The 17,019-nt window shown below is 46.4% G+C and carries 19 protein-coding genes, 1 tRNA gene and 1 rRNA gene; 17 read left to right on the plus strand and 4 right to left on the minus strand.

Annotation, left to right across the window (positions count from 1 at the left end):
• From rrf to AC0YNT_RS29605, 14 genes are all read left to right on the plus strand, one after another.
• Positions 1 to 96: ribosomal RNA gene (gene rrf / locus AC0YNT_RS29540) — 5S ribosomal RNA — on the plus strand; the annotation flags it as partial.
• Positions 97 to 218: 122 nt separating this feature from the next.
• Positions 219 to 1,403: a GNAT family N-acetyltransferase gene (locus AC0YNT_RS29545; RefSeq protein ID WP_475807784.1), complete on the plus strand. Its 1,185-nt coding sequence runs from the start codon at positions 219 to 221 to the stop codon at positions 1,401 to 1,403.
• Between the two features lie 166 nt (positions 1,404 to 1,569).
• Complete coding sequence (guaB, locus tag AC0YNT_RS29550) at positions 1,570 to 3,027, plus strand: IMP dehydrogenase (protein WP_167282930.1); 1,458 nt, start codon at positions 1,570 to 1,572, stop codon at positions 3,025 to 3,027.
• 280 nt (positions 3,028 to 3,307) lie between these two features.
• A complete protein-coding gene (locus AC0YNT_RS29555; RefSeq protein WP_475807785.1) occupies positions 3,308 to 4,594 on the plus strand; it encodes a D-alanyl-D-alanine carboxypeptidase family protein in 1,287 nt (428 codons plus the stop codon).
• A gap of 175 nt (positions 4,595 to 4,769) precedes the next feature.
• Entirely contained in the window at positions 4,770 to 5,651 is an 882-nt protein-coding gene (gene pdxS, locus AC0YNT_RS29560; protein ID WP_167282933.1) for a pyridoxal 5'-phosphate synthase lyase subunit PdxS, read from the plus strand.
• 31 nt (positions 5,652 to 5,682) lie between these two features.
• Positions 5,683 to 6,270, plus strand: a complete 588-nt coding sequence (gene pdxT, locus AC0YNT_RS29565) for a pyridoxal 5'-phosphate synthase glutaminase subunit PdxT (protein WP_167282935.1) — start codon at positions 5,683 to 5,685, stop codon at positions 6,268 to 6,270.
• A gap of 36 nt (positions 6,271 to 6,306) precedes the next feature.
• The gene (gene serS, locus AC0YNT_RS29570; protein WP_167282937.1) at positions 6,307 to 7,590 is read left to right on the plus strand and encodes a serine--tRNA ligase; all 1,284 of its coding nucleotides are present in this window, start codon (positions 6,307 to 6,309) and stop codon (positions 7,588 to 7,590) included.
• An 80-nt stretch (positions 7,591 to 7,670) separates the two neighbouring features.
• Positions 7,671 to 7,759, plus strand: a tRNA-Ser gene (locus AC0YNT_RS29575).
• 242 nt (positions 7,760 to 8,001) lie between these two features.
• Positions 8,002 to 8,346 (plus strand): hypothetical protein, encoded by a 345-nt coding sequence (locus AC0YNT_RS29580; protein WP_475807786.1) that lies wholly within the window; start codon positions 8,002 to 8,004, stop codon positions 8,344 to 8,346.
• A gap of 12 nt (positions 8,347 to 8,358) precedes the next feature.
• Positions 8,359 to 8,541, plus strand: coding sequence for a hypothetical protein (locus AC0YNT_RS29585; protein WP_167282941.1), 183 nt, complete (start codon positions 8,359 to 8,361; stop codon positions 8,539 to 8,541).
• Between the two features lie 25 nt (positions 8,542 to 8,566).
• On the plus strand, positions 8,567 to 8,716 hold the full coding sequence (locus tag AC0YNT_RS29590; protein WP_167282943.1) for a small acid-soluble spore protein P: 150 nt from the start codon (positions 8,567 to 8,569) through the stop codon (positions 8,714 to 8,716).
• 120 nt (positions 8,717 to 8,836) lie between these two features.
• Positions 8,837 to 9,892 (plus strand): hypothetical protein, encoded by a 1,056-nt coding sequence (locus tag AC0YNT_RS29595; protein WP_475807787.1) that lies wholly within the window; start codon positions 8,837 to 8,839, stop codon positions 9,890 to 9,892.
• Between the two features lie 22 nt (positions 9,893 to 9,914).
• Positions 9,915 to 10,640, plus strand: coding sequence for a DsbA family oxidoreductase (locus tag AC0YNT_RS29600; protein WP_475807788.1), 726 nt, complete (start codon positions 9,915 to 9,917; stop codon positions 10,638 to 10,640).
• Positions 10,641 to 10,678: 38 nt separating this feature from the next.
• The gene (locus tag AC0YNT_RS29605; RefSeq protein WP_475807789.1) at positions 10,679 to 11,104 is read left to right on the plus strand and encodes a NucA/NucB deoxyribonuclease domain-containing protein; all 426 of its coding nucleotides are present in this window, start codon (positions 10,679 to 10,681) and stop codon (positions 11,102 to 11,104) included.
• Between the two features lie 57 nt (positions 11,105 to 11,161).
• Here AC0YNT_RS29605 and AC0YNT_RS29610 read toward each other — a convergent pair whose 3' ends face one another.
• Positions 11,162 to 12,484: a nucleotide sugar dehydrogenase gene (locus AC0YNT_RS29610; protein WP_475807790.1), complete on the minus strand. Its 1,323-nt coding sequence runs from the start codon at positions 12,482 to 12,484 to the stop codon at positions 11,162 to 11,164.
• A gap of 132 nt (positions 12,485 to 12,616) precedes the next feature.
• On the opposite strand from AC0YNT_RS29610, the gene AC0YNT_RS29615 reads away from it, so the two are divergent.
• The 3 genes from AC0YNT_RS29615 (at position 12,617) to AC0YNT_RS29625 (ending at position 14,910) form a co-directional block, all read left to right on the plus strand.
• The gene (locus AC0YNT_RS29615) at positions 12,617 to 13,381 is read left to right on the plus strand and encodes a glycosyltransferase family 2 protein (RefSeq protein ID WP_475807791.1); all 765 of its coding nucleotides are present in this window, start codon (positions 12,617 to 12,619) and stop codon (positions 13,379 to 13,381) included.
• Positions 13,382 to 13,478: 97 nt separating this feature from the next.
• Positions 13,479 to 14,255: a methionine ABC transporter ATP-binding protein gene (locus tag AC0YNT_RS29620; RefSeq protein WP_475807792.1), complete on the plus strand. Its 777-nt coding sequence runs from the start codon at positions 13,479 to 13,481 to the stop codon at positions 14,253 to 14,255.
• On the plus strand, positions 14,248 to 14,910 hold the full coding sequence (locus AC0YNT_RS29625) for a methionine ABC transporter permease (RefSeq protein ID WP_475807793.1): 663 nt from the start codon (positions 14,248 to 14,250) through the stop codon (positions 14,908 to 14,910). Before AC0YNT_RS29620 ends, AC0YNT_RS29625 begins: the two co-directional genes overlap by 8 nt.
• Here the strand turns inward: AC0YNT_RS29625 and AC0YNT_RS29630 are convergent, their stop codons facing one another.
• The 3 genes from AC0YNT_RS29630 to AC0YNT_RS29640 form a co-directional block, all read right to left on the minus strand.
• Positions 14,911 to 15,429: a DinB family protein gene (locus AC0YNT_RS29630; RefSeq protein ID WP_475807794.1), complete on the minus strand. Its 519-nt coding sequence runs from the start codon at positions 15,427 to 15,429 to the stop codon at positions 14,911 to 14,913. It lies immediately after the preceding gene.
• A 376-nt stretch (positions 15,430 to 15,805) separates the two neighbouring features.
• The gene (locus tag AC0YNT_RS29635; protein WP_475807795.1) at positions 15,806 to 15,982 is read right to left on the minus strand and encodes a hypothetical protein; all 177 of its coding nucleotides are present in this window, start codon (positions 15,980 to 15,982) and stop codon (positions 15,806 to 15,808) included.
• Between the two features lie 118 nt (positions 15,983 to 16,100).
• Positions 16,101 to 16,919 (minus strand): SDR family NAD(P)-dependent oxidoreductase, encoded by an 819-nt coding sequence (locus AC0YNT_RS29640; protein ID WP_475807796.1) that lies wholly within the window; start codon positions 16,917 to 16,919, stop codon positions 16,101 to 16,103.
• Positions 16,920 to 17,019: the final 100 nt, after the last annotated feature.

Genomic DNA, 17,019 nt, shown 5'->3' on the forward strand with positions numbered 1-17,019 from the left:
GAACCACGCGTTCCCATACCGAACACGACCGTTAAGCCCTCCAGCGCCGATGGTACTTGGACCGCAGGGTCCTGGGAGAGTAGGACGTCGCCAAGCAATAAAGAGCCTGTCACATTTATGTGGCGGGTTTTTTGTTATACTTTTTCTTTCGTTGCTCAGTCTTAGATAGCTGTGCCATAATGTGTATATTTAGAGGCTAATTCGAGAGGAGCACGGTGATGACGAAAGAGATACGTTTGCTAACGTTAGATCAGTATGAGGATATGATGGAACTAAGTCAATTTGCTTTTCAGTATGAGATTCCGCCTGCTAATTTTACAGATGCAAGGAATCGTTTTGAGCATGAGGAAGCAGAACGATGGGGCATTTACCTGGATGGTAAGCTAGCTGCACAGCTTGGGCTGCTTGAGTTCCATACCTATATTGGGGGTAAGCGTTTTGCAATGAGCGGCGTGGCCGGTGTGTCTACATGGCCGGAGTTCAGACGTCAGGGTCTGGTCGCGGAACTTCTCCATCATTCTCTTGTGCAGATGAAGGAGAAAGGGCAAACGCTATCTTTTCTTCATCCTTTTTCGGTAAGCTTTTATCGCAAGTTTGGATGGGAGCTCTATACAGATCTAAAGACTTATAAAATAGATACAAGCTTGATGCCTCCTAGAACATCTTACAACGGAACGATTAAGAGAGTTGCGATCGATTATGAATTATTAAATCCGATCTATCAGGTTTATGCAAAAAGAATTAATGGTGCCCTCGATCGGTCTGAGGCATGGTGGAATTACCGAATCAAGTCGAGTAAGAAGGGACAAACTGTTGTTTACTTCGATACAGCAGGTGAGCCGCAAGGATATGTCATTTATGTGGTGAAGAATAGGGAACTTCTCGTACATGAGTTTATTGATCTGACGGAAGAAGCACGCCTTGCTTTGTGGTCATTCCTCTCCCAGCATGATTCGATGATTGATCAATTGGAAATGAAGGTAGCTGCTGATGATGGACAAGCTTATTTGCTTGCTAATCCAAGAATTAAGCAGGAGATCATGCCTTACTTTATGGCACGGATCGTAGATGTGGAAGCTTTCCTTAGAGAATATCCATTTGAAGCAAGTGGAGAAGAAACCTCCATTGTGCTAGATATTCAAGACGAACATGCACCGTGGAATGAGGGGATTTATCAGATTTCGATTGGTTTAGATGGGACGGCGAATGTACAGCGTTTATCGGGAGAGAATAACCAGGAAACGATTCAGACAGGAATTGGAGCATTAGCTGCCATACTGACAAGTTATAAACGCCCGACAGAGCTGCTTCGTTATGAACAGATTCATGGCAATCGCCATTTTGTAGAGCAACTGGAGAGACGAATCCCGGTTCGTACAACGTTTCTACCTGACTTTTTCTAGAGCATATATTGTCGGATTACCTATAGCTGGGTATTAAAAGGCTTACTTTCCTTCTTAAGGGAACCATTCCACCTATAAACCTAACATCCTTGACAGCCCCTACCCCCTCTGATAATATTGCAATAATATGCGTGAGAGGTATCAAAATTAAGGGAGGAACTTACTCGTGTGGGAAACGAAATTCGCCAAAGAAGGCCTGACATTCGATGATGTACTGCTCGTACCGCGGAAATCAGTTGTATTGCCTCGTGAATCGGACGTATCTACAAAACTTAGCGAAGGCATCAAATTAAATATTCCGCTTCTAAGCGCAGGAATGGACACTGTTACGGAGTCGGCTTTGGCGATTGCTATAGCTCGTGAGGGCGGTGTCGGCATTATTCATAAAAATATGTCGGTAGCGCAGCAGGCAGAAGAAGTTGATCGTGTTAAACGTTCGGAGAGCGGCGTTATTACTAATCCATTTTCGCTAACGCCTGATCATCATGTATATGATGCAGAAGAGCTGATGGGCAAATACCGTATCTCTGGTGTGCCGATCGTTGACAGCGAACAAAAACTGGTTGGTATTTTGACAAACCGTGACCTACGCTTTGTTCATGATTATTCGATAAAAATTCACGAAGTAATGACTCGTACTGATCTTGTAACGGCACCTGTAGGAACGACTTTGCAAGAAGCAGAAGGTCTTCTTCAAAAGCACAAAATCGAGAAGCTTCCACTCGTTGATGAGAACAACATCCTTAAAGGTCTCATTACCATTAAAGATATTGAAAAAGCAATTCAATTCCCTAATGCGGCGAAAGACAAGCATGGTCGTCTGCTTTGTGGAGCTGCAGTTGGTATCGGCAAAGACACAGCTGATCGTGCTGATGCACTCGTACAAGCTGGTATCGACGTACTAGTGGTTGACTCGGCGCATGGTCATCATATTAATATTCTTGATGCGGTTCGTAAGCTTCGTGCTAAGTATCCGGATCTTACAATCATCGCGGGTAACGTGGCAACAGGTGAAGCAACTCGTGATCTAATCGAAGCAGGAGCATCCGTTATTAAAGTCGGTATCGGTCCTGGTTCGATCTGTACGACACGTGTTATCGCTGGTATTGGTGTACCACAAATTACAGCTATCTACGATTGTGCTACAGTAGCTCGCGAGTACAATGTACCTGTTATTGCAGACGGTGGCATTAAGTATTCCGGTGACATTACGAAAGCAATCGCTGCAGGAGCAAGTGCGATCATGATCGGCAGCTTGTTCGCTGGTACAGCTGAAAGCCCAGGCGAAACAGAAATCTTCCAAGGCCGTAGCTTCAAAGTATACCGCGGTATGGGCTCGCTTGGCGCAATGAAAGAAGGCAGTAAAGACCGTTACTTCCAAGAGAACGAAAGCAAGCTTGTTCCAGAAGGTATCGAAGGACGTGTTCCTTTCAAAGGTCCTCTTGCTGATACGGTTCATCAACTGCTTGGTGGTCTTCGCTCGGGTATGGGTTATTGCGGTACAAAAAATCTTGATGAACTGCGTAACGATACGCAATTTATCCGGATTACAGGCTCCGGTCTTCGTGAGAGCCATCCGCATGACGTTCAAATTACGAAAGAAGCTCCAAACTACTCGCTGTAAGACCCGATTAACGGGAAACGGCAGGCAAGAGACTTAGTCTCTTGCCTGCTTTTTTTATCGAAAGACATCGATAGATGTCTTCTAAATAGATAAGAATTTTCTAATTTCGACTATTAATAGTACTTATCCATTCCAATAAAACGCTGATCTGTCGCCCGAGGATGGCAAAGCCGACTCTATTTATACCAGAATGTAGAATCACCCCCCATCGGTTTAACTCTACCTCCCCCTGTGTTACAATGAAATTCAAACGACTTAGGGATGAAAAGGGGAGAAAACGTTGAAAGTATTGCCGGTAAGACTACGGTCGGTAGTAGTAGCTTTTGGAGCAGTTTTGGTAGCATTATCGTTAGGAACGTCCTCGGTAAATGCAGCAGGTACGCCGGGCGGCGAATGGGTGGAAAACTCCCTTGGCCTTGAGTTAAGTTCAGGCATCTTGATCGACGCAGACACTGGCCAGGTTGTATATGAAGTTAATGCGGACGAGCCTCGTCCACCTGCAAGTATGACAAAACTGATGACAGAGTATATCGTCCTGGAACAAATTAAGAATAAATCACTTTCGTGGGATGAAATGATCACTGTTAGTGAAGAAGCAGCAAGTACACCAAAAGACGGCTCACAGGTATATCTTGCGCAAGGTGAGCAGTATAAGGTGAAAGACCTTTATATGGCTATGGCTGTAGGTTCTGCGAACGATGCTACGATTGCCTTGGCTTCCGCAATTGGCGGCAGCGAGCAAGGTTTTGTAGAGAAAATGAATGAAATGGCTCAAAAACTCGGACTTACTTCCGCTCATTATACAAGTGCAACAGGTTTGGCTGATACAACATTGATTTCGGCGAGAGACCAGGCAAAGCTGGCTCAAACGATTATCAAGGATGATCCTGAGTTTCTGGAGTATGCTTCTACGACAGAATACCAGTTCCGTCCTCGTGATGACAAACCAATCGTTAATATAAACTGGATGCTTGCTTCTAACAAGAATAACACTTATCTGAAAGCTTTTGCTTATGACGGCGTTGATGGTATGAAAACAGGTTATATTTCGGCTGCCGGCTATACGTTTACAGGAACAGTTAAACGTGGAGACCAGCGTTATATTAGTGTAGTTATGAATACAAAGTCGAAGGAAGCACGTTTTAACGAGACGGCGAAGATGTACAACTACGCTTTTAACTCTCTGGAGAAGAAAACAATTATTGCAGCGAAATCTGTGGTAGAAAAAGCAGAATCGGTTAAGATTAAAAAAGGTGTAAAAAAATCGGTTCCGGTTATTACAGAATCCGACATTTCGCTTATTGTGAAAAAAGGAACTGAGCCAAAAATCGAGCTTGCTGGCTTTGAACTTAAGAAACCGGAAGAGCTTGTTGCTCCAATTAAAGCCGGTCAAGTTGTAGGCACTGCAACGTACAAATATACCGATGACCAAGGCAAAGCACTCGAGAAAACAGTCAATCTGATCGCCAGCAAAGATGTGAAGAAGGCAGGTTGGTTTAGCCTGATGTTCCGCGGAATCGGTGGCTTCTTCTCTGGTTTGTTTAACGGTATTGTTGATTTGTTCTAAACTCGCATCAGACTTGCTCTAATCTGTGGAACAGGCGGTAAATCAAGGGTTGTCGATTAATGGCCCATCCTGTAAAATTAATGGTTAGAGTAAGCGGCTATGCTTCAACTAAATAAGCGATTAAGCGCAAATACCCCATAGAGGGCTGCGCTCCATTTTGAGGAGGATTTCTAGCATGGAAACAGGAACTTCGCGCGTAAAACGTGGTATGGCAGAAATGCAAAAGGGCGGCGTAATCATGGACGTTATGAACGCCGAGCAAGCTAAAATTGCGGAAGCAGCAGGTGCTACGGCAGTTATGGCACTGGAACGTGTACCTTCCGATATTCGTGCAGCAGGCGGCGTTGCCCGTATGGCTGACCCTACAATTGTAGAACAAGTTATGAAAGTCGTTTCCATTCCGGTTATGGCGAAAGCTCGTATTGGTCATATTGTAGAAGCACGTGTTCTTGAATCGATGGGCGTAGACTACATTGACGAGAGCGAAGTACTGACTCCTGCTGATGAAGTGTTCCATATCAGCAAGAATGATTACACTGTTCCTTTCGTTTGTGGTGCTAAAGACTTGGGCGAAGCTCTTCGTCGTATCCAAGAAGGCGCAGCTATGCTTCGTACTAAAGGCGAGCCAGGAACAGGCAACATCGTTGAAGCTGTTCGTCACCTTCGTCTGATCAATGGCCAAATCCGCAAAGTGCAAAACTTGTCGAAAGATGAGCTATACCATGAAGCAAAAGTACTCGGCGTTCCTTATGAGCTGCTTCTTCAAGTTGCAGAGAACGGTAAACTTCCAGTTGTTAACTTTGCAGCAGGCGGCGTTGCGACTCCATCTGATGCAGCACTGATGATGGAACTAGGCGCTGACGGCGTATTCGTTGGTTCCGGTATCTTCAAATCGGACAGCCCTGAGAAATTCGCGCGTGCAATCGTGGAAGCAACAACGCATTACAAAGATTACAAGCTGATTGCTGAAGTATCCAAAAACTTGGGTACTCCAATGAAAGGTATTGAAATCTCGAAGCTGAATGCTAGTGAGCGCATGCAAGACCGCGGTCTGTAAGAAGCGGCATATATAGAAAGGCGTGTAGGCGATGAAAATAGGTGTACTTGCGCTTCAAGGCGCAGTAGCAGAGCATATACGCAGTTTGGAGGCGGCGGGCGCGGAAGCGGTCGCCGTTAAACGAATCGAAGAGCTTGAAGAGCTGGACGGTATCGTTATTCCAGGCGGCGAAAGCACAACAATCGGCAAACTGATTCGCAAATATGGTTTCCTTGAAGCTCTCAAAGAGTTCTCCAAGCAAGGTAAGCCACTCTTTGGAACATGTGCGGGTCTTATTGTTTTGGCGAATAAGATTGATGGTCAAGATGATGCGCATTTGCAATTGATGGATATGGTCGTTGCCCGCAATGCGTTTGGCCGTCAGCGCGAAAGCTTCGAGACGGATCTTCCGATCAAAGGAATTGAAGAAGCGATCCGTGCAGTGTTCATCCGTGCTCCCCTCATTAAAGAAGTTGGCAGTAATGTAGAGGTATTGTCCGTGTACAACGATGAGATTGTGGCAGCAAGACAAGGGCATCTGCTCGCTTGTTCCTTCCATCCAGAGCTGACGGATGATTATCGCTTGCATGCGTATTTTGTCGACATGGTGAAAGAAGCGGCTGAATCAATTACGAAGTAATTGTACTTCGGAAGCATAAGAGAGGGGTCTACTTTCGTGTTGGACGTGAAATGGCTACGTAATGAATATGAGCAGGTGGAGAAGGCGCTGAACAATCGCAGAGCCTCGCTCGACCTTATTTCCGCTTTTCCAGAGCTTGACGTAAAACGTCGTGACTTGCTCGTGGAGACGGATACTTTGAAAAACCGGCGTAATACAGTATCGCAGGAAGTTGCAAAGCTGAAAAAATCAGGCGGAGATGCTGAAGCACTGATCGTGGAGATGCGTGAAGTCGGCGATCGGATCAAAGAGCTTGATGAGGAAATCCGTATTGTTGAAGCACAAGTGGAAGAGCTTATGCTGTCGGTTCCCAACTTGCCTCATGAAACGGTTCCGGTAGGTGCTTCGGAAGAAGATAATGTTGAGATTCGCCGTCATGGTGAACAGACAGTGCTTGGCTTTGAGCCTAAAGCACACTGGGACCTCGCACAAGAGCTTGGGATCCTCGACTTTGAGCGTGCGGGTAAAGTAACAGGCTCACGCTTTACGTTCTACCGTGGCCTTGGTGCGCGTCTGGAGCGTGCTCTGATCAGCTTCATGATGGACTTGCACAGTGACCAGCACGGCTATGAAGAAGTGCTGCCGCCTTATCTCGTTAATCGTGACAGCTTGATTGGTACAGGTCAGTTGCCGAAATTTGAAGAGGACCTGTTCAAAATCAGCGACTCTGATTATTTCTTGATTCCAACAGCAGAAGTTCCGGTAACTAACCTTTATCGTGAAGAAATTCTGTCTGTGGATGAGCTGCCGAAATATTTCGTAGCTTACAGCTCGTGTTTCCGCTCAGAGGCAGGTGCTGCTGGCCGTGATACACGTGGTCTTATCCGTCAGCATCAGTTCAACAAGGTCGAGCTGATTAAACTGGCGAAGCCAGAAGAGTCGTATGATGAGCTGGAGAAAATGACGGCTAATGCAGAGAAAGTGTTGCAGCTGCTTGGTCTACCTTATCGTGTATTAGCGCTCTGTACAGGCGACATGGGCTTTACAGCGGCTAAAACGTACGACCTCGAAGTGTGGCTGCCAAGCGCAGGTACATACCGTGAGATCTCATCTTGCTCTAACGTAGAGGACTTCCAAGCTCGCCGCGCAGGCATCCGCTTCCGCCGTGAAGCGAAGAGCAAGCCTGAGTTTGTGCATACACTCAATGGCTCGGGTTTGGCTGTAGGCCGTACCTTTGCTGCGATCCTCGAGAACTACCAGCAAGAGGATGGAACCATTATTGTTCCGGAAGTGCTTCGTCCTTACATGGGTGGATTGGACAAAATCAGTCCGCGTAATTAAATAAATTTGCTACAGGTCAAAAATTAGGTTGCTTCTGGTTTTTGGCCTGTGGTACAATAACCTTTGTCAGTTCTTAATACGGAGAGGTACCGAAGCGGTCATAACGGGGCAGTCTTGAAAACTGTTAGGGTGCAAGCCCACGTGGGTTCGAGTCCCACCCTCTCCGCCAGTTTTTAATAAGCATACATACTTACGTCCGAGACTTGGTCTCGGGCGTTTTTTGTTGTCCTGGGGATAAAGAATTTGTCTCTAGTTGTATACCTGTGTACAAACTAATCAAACTCCTTATACACAATATTGTGAATAAAGTGGGTAATATGTGGATAAGTCTGTGGATAAGTTGGATAGAAAGTTATCGCATAATTCGATTCACAATTTCGCATCTTATAAGTTGTGGAGGTGCTTTTATAAATGGCTAATGAAGAGCTTCAAATTGATCAAAATCAGCTTGTAGCTGCATGGCAGCGTACCTTGCCTGAATGGATTAAAGATGCGGATAATTGCGAAGTATTCCCCGATGAGGCTGATCCAAAGGCTCTGCGCGTAACGATTAGTGCAGCAGGGCGCCAAACTTACTCCTTTGATTTTAAGGTTTGTTATGTGGATAGCCGTGAAGTGAAGGTAGAAATTAATGATGTAGATAAAAATAATGTATCAATTGATGAGCGAACAGATCCGATGCAGCAGCTTATTCAGGATTACACCCGTCACCTGCATGAATGTGCACAAGCACTTCAGCAGCTGACACATGCATAGGAGGAACGATTGATGACGAAAGCAAAAGGATCACTCGATAAAAATTTATCCAATGTGATTGATGATTTGGCACAAACGCCAGTCAACAGCCATCAAGCGCAGCAATTGCAGCAGGATGTTAATGACAGACGCCATCAGGATGCGTTAAATCATGATCAGCCGACAGATTTGACGCATCAACGCAGCAGCAGCTAACCTTTGTTAAAGGAGGCATACAGCTATGAGTAAACCGGATTCCTATCCTGTCCCTGAAGCACAAGAAAATGGAGGCAGACAGCGTCGAAGCCGCGGTCAACAGCAGGAGCCCTTGTCCGGCTCCAAAAAGGTAAAGCAAAGAAATCATGTATCACATAATAATCCTGAAGGTTAATGATATAACCATGAAATCCCGTTTCAGCTTGCTGGAACGGGATTTTGTTGCAATTATCTTCTAAATGGGCGGGTGATGTTATAGAATGAGTATATTGTTCAGAAGGGGGACGAACCTATTATGAAAAACGTACAACGATTAGCTATGCTTGCACTCATTGCTGTTCTACTAGTTGTCGCAGGCTGCAGCTCAGGCAGCACACCGCCGAAGCAAGCACTCCAAGATGCGATGAAAAATATGGAAAATATAAACAGCTACTCCGCGCAAATGTCTCTTGGTATTGATAACCTTGAGTTACCGGCTGGAGCTTCGCAAAACGGTATGGATGTAACCTCGGTCATATTAGGTATGCTGAAGGGCGCAAAGCTGGATATTAAGGCTGTCTACGCAAAAGAACCTCAGCGTACAGATATGGAGCTGAACCTCCAATTATCTGGGACAACCCTTACAATTCCGATGATTCTAACAGCGGAGAAGCTTTATATGAAGCTGCCTGCCTTGCCTATGCTGCAGCTGCCGGAATCAGCAGCGGGTAAATTTATTGAACTGGATCTGAAGACGCTTGCTGAACAGCAAGGCGCTGCTGCTGCGCTGGACACTGCCTCCGCACAGAAGTTTGCACAGGAGCTTGGAGCGGTTGTACTTAAGCATTTTGACGAGAAGACATATTTCAGCAATGTGAAAGCTAAGGATGTTAATCTGCCGGACGATGTAAAGGCGGAGCAAATCATTCGATTTGCCATTGATGACAGCAACTATAAAGAGTCTGTAGAAACAATCGTAAATGATATGCTTCCGGAATTATTAAAGGTTATGGCTTCGAATGAATCTTATCTGCAGCTGATCCAGAAGTCAAAGGAAGATGTAGAGAAAATGCAGACGGACTTGGATGCGAACAAAGCATCCATGATTGATTTCCTGAATCAAAATGTAAAAGTAAATGAGCTTTCGATTACCGGTGCGATTAATAAGGATAAGCAGCTCACTTATGAAGCGGGAAAAGTGAATGTGGAATATACCGATAAAGCAACGGGTAATGTGTCGAAGGTTAATGTTCATTTTGATATGAAATACAGCGATTTGAACAAGGATCCGAAGTTCCTATATGATGTTCCTACAGATGCAGTGAGGTTTGAAGATCTCATGAAGCAAATGCAGCTTCCCTTGGGACTATAAAAATTAAAGGATGGTGTTATAAATGAAAGTAGAAGTATGGTCGGATTTTGCATGCCCGTTCTGTTATATCGGCAAACGCCGTTTGGAGGAAGCACTAAGCCAGTTTGAGCATGGCGAGAAGGTTGAAGTGGAATTCCGCAGCTTTGAGCTGGATCCGAATGCAAAGGTTGATATCGGCTTTGATGTGTATGACTACTTGTCCACGAAATACGGGATGTCTCGGGAGCAGGCTATCTCGAATAACGTGCAGCTGACGGAACAGGCGAAAACACTGGGTCTCGATTATCATTTCGATACGATGATTCTGACCAACACCTTCGATGCCCATCAGCTAACTCATTTCGCTGCAAAGTATGGGAAGCGTGAAGAGATGGCAGAACGTTTGTTCAAAGCGTATTTTACAGATTCGAAGCATCTGGGGCAAAAGGAAACTTTGGCTGATCTAGCGGCTGAGCTTGGCCTTGATCGTGCGGAGGCGTTGAAGGCTCTAGAAGAAGGGGCTTACAAGCAGGAAGTGCGCTCTGATGAACAGGAAGCGGGAGAGCTTGGCGTACGTGGCGTACCATTCTTCGTCATCGACCGTAAATATGCGGTATCCGGTGCACAGCCAAGCGAGGTATTCCTTCAGGCCGTTACAAAGGCATGGGATGAGAGCAAGCCGCTTACCGTTATTGGCGGTGATGGTTCGACAAATGCTGCGGATGAGGCGTGCGCAGACGGCGTGTGCGCTCCTAATTCCAATAACTAACCTAGGTTAATGTAAAGTGCAGCAGGAGGTCGCAAAGCTTGAAGAAATTACTCGTCATCTTGCTTGCCGCCATTGCCATCTATATCGTACCTCGATTAGACGGCTGGCAGCAGCAGCATGAAGCAGCGCCAGCATCCGCTAGTGATTATACGTTGGAGTTTCCGGCTGACCGATATCCGGAGACGGCTAAACATATTGAGAAAGCTATGGATGCAGGCGAATCAAAGATCTGTACAATTGACCGGGACAATGCCGATGAGAATCGGAAGGAATCATTGAAGGATATCCCGACCAAGTCCGGCTATGACCGCGATGAATGGCCAATGGCGATGTGCAAAGAAGGCGGAGATGGCGCTGATATTGCATATATCCATCCATCTGATAACCGCGGAGCGGGTGCTTGGGTAAGCAATCAATTGGATACCTTCCCAGATGGAACTCGAGTGGAGTTTATAGTGAAGTAATGGAATAGGCCTTTGCAGTCCACGACAATCGTGGCTGCAAAGGCCTATTTGTTATTTTCATTGTGTCCCGTCCCCAAAGGTGACGAGTTTAGCCAACATGTCTGCAGGAGCGTTAAGTGAAAAGGAATGACGCGTATCGAAAATAAATCTGCTGTGGCTAGCTATGCGATCAACAGGCATAATATCGTGATTTGTACAAATAAGAACACAGTCGGCTTGCTCTAATCGTTCTTGTGTTAATTCCACACCTTGAAGCTGAGTACCATCATCCAGCTTAATTTGAGAGACGAATGGATCATGATAATGCACGACAGCCCCACGATGAAGCAGGCGGCTAATTAATGGAATGGCAGCAGACTCCCGGACGTCTGCAATATTAGGCTTATAGGTTACGCCATAGACGAGTATATGAGCGCCTGTAAGCTTTTTTCCATCAAGAAGCTCTTGCTCAATCCGGTCTGCAAGGTAAGATGGTATGCCTTCATTTACTTGCTGGGAAAGCTCAATGAATCGACTGTTTACACCTGCTTGTGCAGCCTTCCATTGCAGGTATAGCGGATCTACGGGAATACAATGGCCTCCTATCCCTGGACCAGGGTAGAAAGCGTTAAAGCCGTATGGCTTGGTAGAGGCGGCTGCAATAACCTCCCATACATTGATGTTAAGTCTGTCGCAGAGCTGGGCGAATTCATTAATGAACGAAATATTGACGAATCGGTAGCTGTTCTCGAGCAGCTTGGCAGTCTCCGCAGCCTCTGTAGTTGATACGGAGACTACTTGTTCGAACACTAGAGAATAGAGCTTAAGCAGCTGCTGTGCACAGGCTGGTGTTATGCCGCTGATAATTTTGGGAATGTCAGAGAAGGCCATACTTTTGTTCCCGGGATCAATTCGCTCTGGGGAATAGCCGATATACAACTCTTGGCCAACTACAAGGCCACTTCTTTCAAGCAATGGTTGTACGATTTCTCTGGTTGTGCCTGGATACGTTGAGCTTTCAATAACGACAAGCTGTCCGGAACGTAACAGCGGGGCCAGCTTGGTACAGGTATCGGTTAAGAATGATAAGTCAGGACTGTTGTCGGGCGACAATGGGGTAGGGACGCATATAATAACAGTATCGGCGCCGGCTAACGAAGCATAATCCGCCGACACCTGCCAGCGGCTCGTTTGGAGCGCTTCAGTTAGATCGGCATCGGATAAGTCCTGAATATAGCTTTTGCCATCCTGTAAGGCTGTTATTTTGACTGTGTCATAATCGATACCGATCACTTGAAATCCATTACGTATGAACATCATCGAGAGCGGAAGCCCCACAAATCCGAGACCAATAATCGCGACCTTCTTAAGCGGGACCTGTATCGTTTGGGCATCCTCCATAGATCTATCTATCTCCTTTCGCAAAACCGCGATCCTATTCTACTAAAATATTAAAAGGCTGCTTGAATGAGCACGACATAAGCCCGTATGTCATGTCCATTTTCAAGAGAATAATAGGAGGGTGCGAAGGCGATGAGCGCTGCAGACTCAAAAGGCGTTACAATCATCACGGCTACCATGCGGCCGCAATTGATTAATCAACTCTTTCAGAATTATTCCCGGCAGGATTGGGAGAATAAAGAGCTTATTATTATTTTGAACAAGGATAAGGCAGGGATGGGGCAATATTTAAATAAAGCCAAGTCCATTCCGAATGTCAGAGTGTTCCGGATGCCGGAGAGCTCGAAGCTTGGTGCATGTCTCAATTACGCTGCCTCCTTGGCGAAGTACGATTATATAGCCAAGTTTGATGACGATGATTATTATGGGCCGAATTATATTCCCGAGGCGATGGCCTTGTTCCAGACCAGTAAAGCGGATATTGTCGGGAAGCTGGAGATTTACTACTTTTTCCCTCATCGTTCCACGTTAATGCTTCGGAAAAGAAATGCGGCCTATTACTCGACTTGCAGAAAAGTAGCAGGAGCAACGATTATATTCCATAAGAGAGTGCTCGAGAAGGTCTCCTTTAATACCGAAGTGCGACAAGGCTCGGATGTCCGGTTTATCAAAGGGGCACTGGAGCAGAAATTTCGTGTCTATACGACCTCACCTTATAATTTCACTGCCCTTCGCCGGGCGGACCGTAGTTCCCATACATGGAAGATCACCGATCGTCACCTGCTTAGGTCAAAAAATGCCGTCATTACTCGTTCTTCCTACTTCCGGAAGCATGTACACCGCTCGATGCAGCAGCTTCGTGCTCTTGGACTTCGACGTCCCAGTACTAGCAGCTAGTACGCGCAAAGCTTTCCCGAGCAGGGGATCACTTGTCGTCCCTCCCGATGTTTGCTACCATTAGGGCAAATTGTTCACGGGAAATAGGAGAACGACCATGATCACGCTTAGAGAAGTCAGCAAGCAATATAAAGTCGGCCGCGATTGGGTGAATGCGGTTAAACCAACCTCGCTTCACGTTGAGAAAGGGCAGATTCAAGGGATTATCGGCTTTAGCGGAGCGGGGAAATCTACCTTGCTTCGAATGGCCAATCTGCTCGAGCTACCAACGGCAGGCGAGGTTTATATTGATGGACAAGAGCTTACGGGGCTTAATGCCGGGGAGCTGCGAGAGGCTCGGCGGTCGATCGGCATGATCTTTCAGCATTATAATTTGCTGAGCAATGAGACTTCTGCGGCCAATGTCGAGTTTGTGCTGAAAGCGGCGAGTGTACCGTCCAAGCAGCGTAAGAGAAGGGTAGAGGAATGCCTTGAGATTGTGGGGCTTGCAGATAAAGCGCGGCAGTATCCGGCGCAGCTTAGCGGCGGCCAGAAGCAGCGTGTAGCGATTGCAAGGGCGCTTGCGAATAATCCGAAGGTGCTGTTGTGTGATGAGCCAACCTCTGCGCTTGATCCGGTAACGACGCTGTCGATTCTGGAGTTCCTGGAGAAGATTAATCGGGAGTTCCAAGTAACCATTATGCTGGTGACACATGAGATACAGGTAGCGAAGCGGTTATGTAGTCAGATTGCGGTAATGGAAGGCGGAGTGATTACGGAGCAGCTTGATCGGAGTCTTCCGGACATCGTGCCGGTAACGCCGCTTGGAAAGTTTTTATTCGATACAACAAACTCATCCTCTGTCTGGTATAAAGGGGGAGAGCAGCATGAATAGTATTTTAGCTTTACAATCAGAGATTGAAAAAGCAATCGAGCAGACGCTAACCATGGTATCCATCTCGGTTGCAGCAGCAATTATCGTTGGCATGCCAATCGGAATATTGCTGTTTCTAACCGCACCCGGTAATCTGAAGGGCAATCGTCCCTTGTACAGTGTGGTGGGTTATTTGGTGAATCTCGTTCGTTCTTTTCCCTTTCTTATCCTGCTAGTCGCGTTAATTCCATTCTCGAGAATGATTGTAGGGACAGCGATTGGTCCTTTGGCGGCTTCGGTATCGTTGTCGGTTGCGGCTATTCCGTTCTATGCGAGGTTGGTCGAGCAGAGTTTACGGGATGTACCGAAGGGCGTTATTGAGGCGGCGGTAGCCTCAGGGGCATCGCTCAAGCATATTGTCTTTGGAGTACTGTTATCGGAAGCTCGTCCGGGATTGGTATCTGGTCTAACGGTAACGATTATCAGCTTTATCTCATACTCAGCTGCTGCGGGAACGGTAGGAGGCGGGGGGATCGGGGATTTGGCCATTCGTTATGGCTATCAACGATTCGATACGGAGGTTATGGTTGCCTGTATTGTTATTCTGGTTGTTATGGTTCAGCTTGTCCAATGGGCAGGCAGCTTTGCTGCTGCCCGATTAGATAAGCGTAAATAGTTAAGCGTTCAAGTAACGCTCCTGAATAATGGACAAATGATTCCGCTCGTGACCATAGATAATACAAGCTAAAGCACGTACGGTAAGCGGTGATTGATTCGCAATGCCAGACCGGGTAAAGGCTTCTGCAGGCAGCTGCTTAAGCAGAAGAATGGTCGCTTGGCGGACCGCATTATAATTTTCGAGAAGATCGGAAACGGAGAGGCCGCGGAATGGATCGCCTTCCATATAAGCGTCCTGGTCAAAGCCTGGAAGCGGGGTTGAATCGCCTCTTGCAATACGAAGCAAACGGTAGCTTATAATACGCTCCGTATCGGTCACATGCCCAAGCACTTCCTTAAGGGACCACTTGCCTTCGGCATAGCGATAGTCGGCACGTTCTGCAGATACCGCGGAGAAAATCCGGTTCGTTTCTGCCTGTTGCTCTTCTAATAGCGTAATCAGGTTTCCTTCTGGAACAAGGCTGATGTAACGGGAGAAAAACTCGTTATATTCGCTTGCTTGTGGACGTTCAAACATGGACAGCACCTCCTAGAATTAATTGGAGTATACAGCCTGTGTTGTTTCTTTTCAACTAAAAGAAGGAGCCCTGTTAGGGGCCCCTCCTCTGACGGTGTGTTGATTGTTTGAGACTTTACATATCACACTTCAACGTATTGATCACTCGGGCGGAGCTGCTCACGATCCGTTAGGGCGAAACGTGTTAAGCTCGCGTTAGAAGTACTCTGCGGCACAACCCCTCGCTTCCATCGCATTAAGTGGCTAGTTAAGATCCCCCAGCAGTTCTTGCTCCAAATGGGACAATGGAACCACACCTCACTTCACACCGTCACAAGTATTATGGTCGGTTTAAGGCATTGCTATGCATGCGGCAAAATTATTTTTTGTTCATGGCTTAATCCCAATCCCTTAATGCTAATCCGCAAACGCCACAGACACGGTCCGTCTTCCGCACCATATGGTTGCAGCCTGGACATGGTTCGAGATCTTCTTCGCTTGCCGCAGTCTCCTGTTCGGTACCTTTGCCAATTAGATAATTCCGAATGTCCTGTACAATTACGAATACAATCATTGTGTCACCTCGTTATCTTTAATGCCGTCCGGATGAGATTTATAAAGAGTATAGCATGAGCGGTTAACGGAGCGGGATATAAAAAGCACCGTATGCGGGCATACGGTGCTTGCTTCATCTATAACAGATGGCGAGTTCTCTCATACAACCGTTGAGCATCTGTTAAATCAAAAGATTTTAACGTTAAATCAACAGGTTTCGTTTGGTCCCAGGCGATCAGTGGTTGTGGCGGCGGATTATCCATGAGCTTAATAATCGGCTGAATGCTTTTCTCTACAGGCTGTGAGAAAAGTTTAGCCATTACGGTCATAACCGTTCGCATCGGCTGCTTCACATGATTGGTTCCGCTGTTGGTATAGCCGGGATGATCGAGTATAAATCGGATTTTGCTTCCTTTATGATTCTCCGCGAATGCCACACCCAGCAGATCATTTGCTCTGCCTCCTTGCAGCATTGATGTGATCATGCCGTAACCTGTCTGCAAAGACAAATCATCCCAGTGGATTTCTCCTTTGGTCATCCCGGTACCACCAAGACTTACGATTACAGGATTTGTACCTTGTTCCAGCAGTTCAGACAGCCCATAGCTTAATAAGAAACGGCTCACATAATAAAGCGAAAATGTACCCTCGAAATCATCTGCTGTCACTACTCGCTTGGGAAATGGCCTTATGGCGGTCAGTACAAGACCGTCCAGCGATTCGAAGCGGGCTTTAATTTCCTCAATAACACGTTTATTTTCAGATACCATCATCAAATCCGCCTGGATGAACGATGCGCGTTCCGCAGCGCCAAGCTGTGCTGCTTCGTCTAGAAATTGCTGCCCTCTTGCTGTTACGCTGCCAATAACCGTCACCTGATCCCCCTTGCGAAGGTAATGAATGGCCAGTCCTTTACCCATTCCACTTGTACCGCCAGCTATAATGAAATTTCTCATTTGTCCTACCCCCATAGCCATAATCGACATCAATTGACTAAGCAACACTTGTTAATTATTATGGTTGTAGAGCAGGAGATCATCAATAATCAAAACTTCA

The organism is Paenibacillus sp. J22R56 (genome assembly GCF_056269375.1).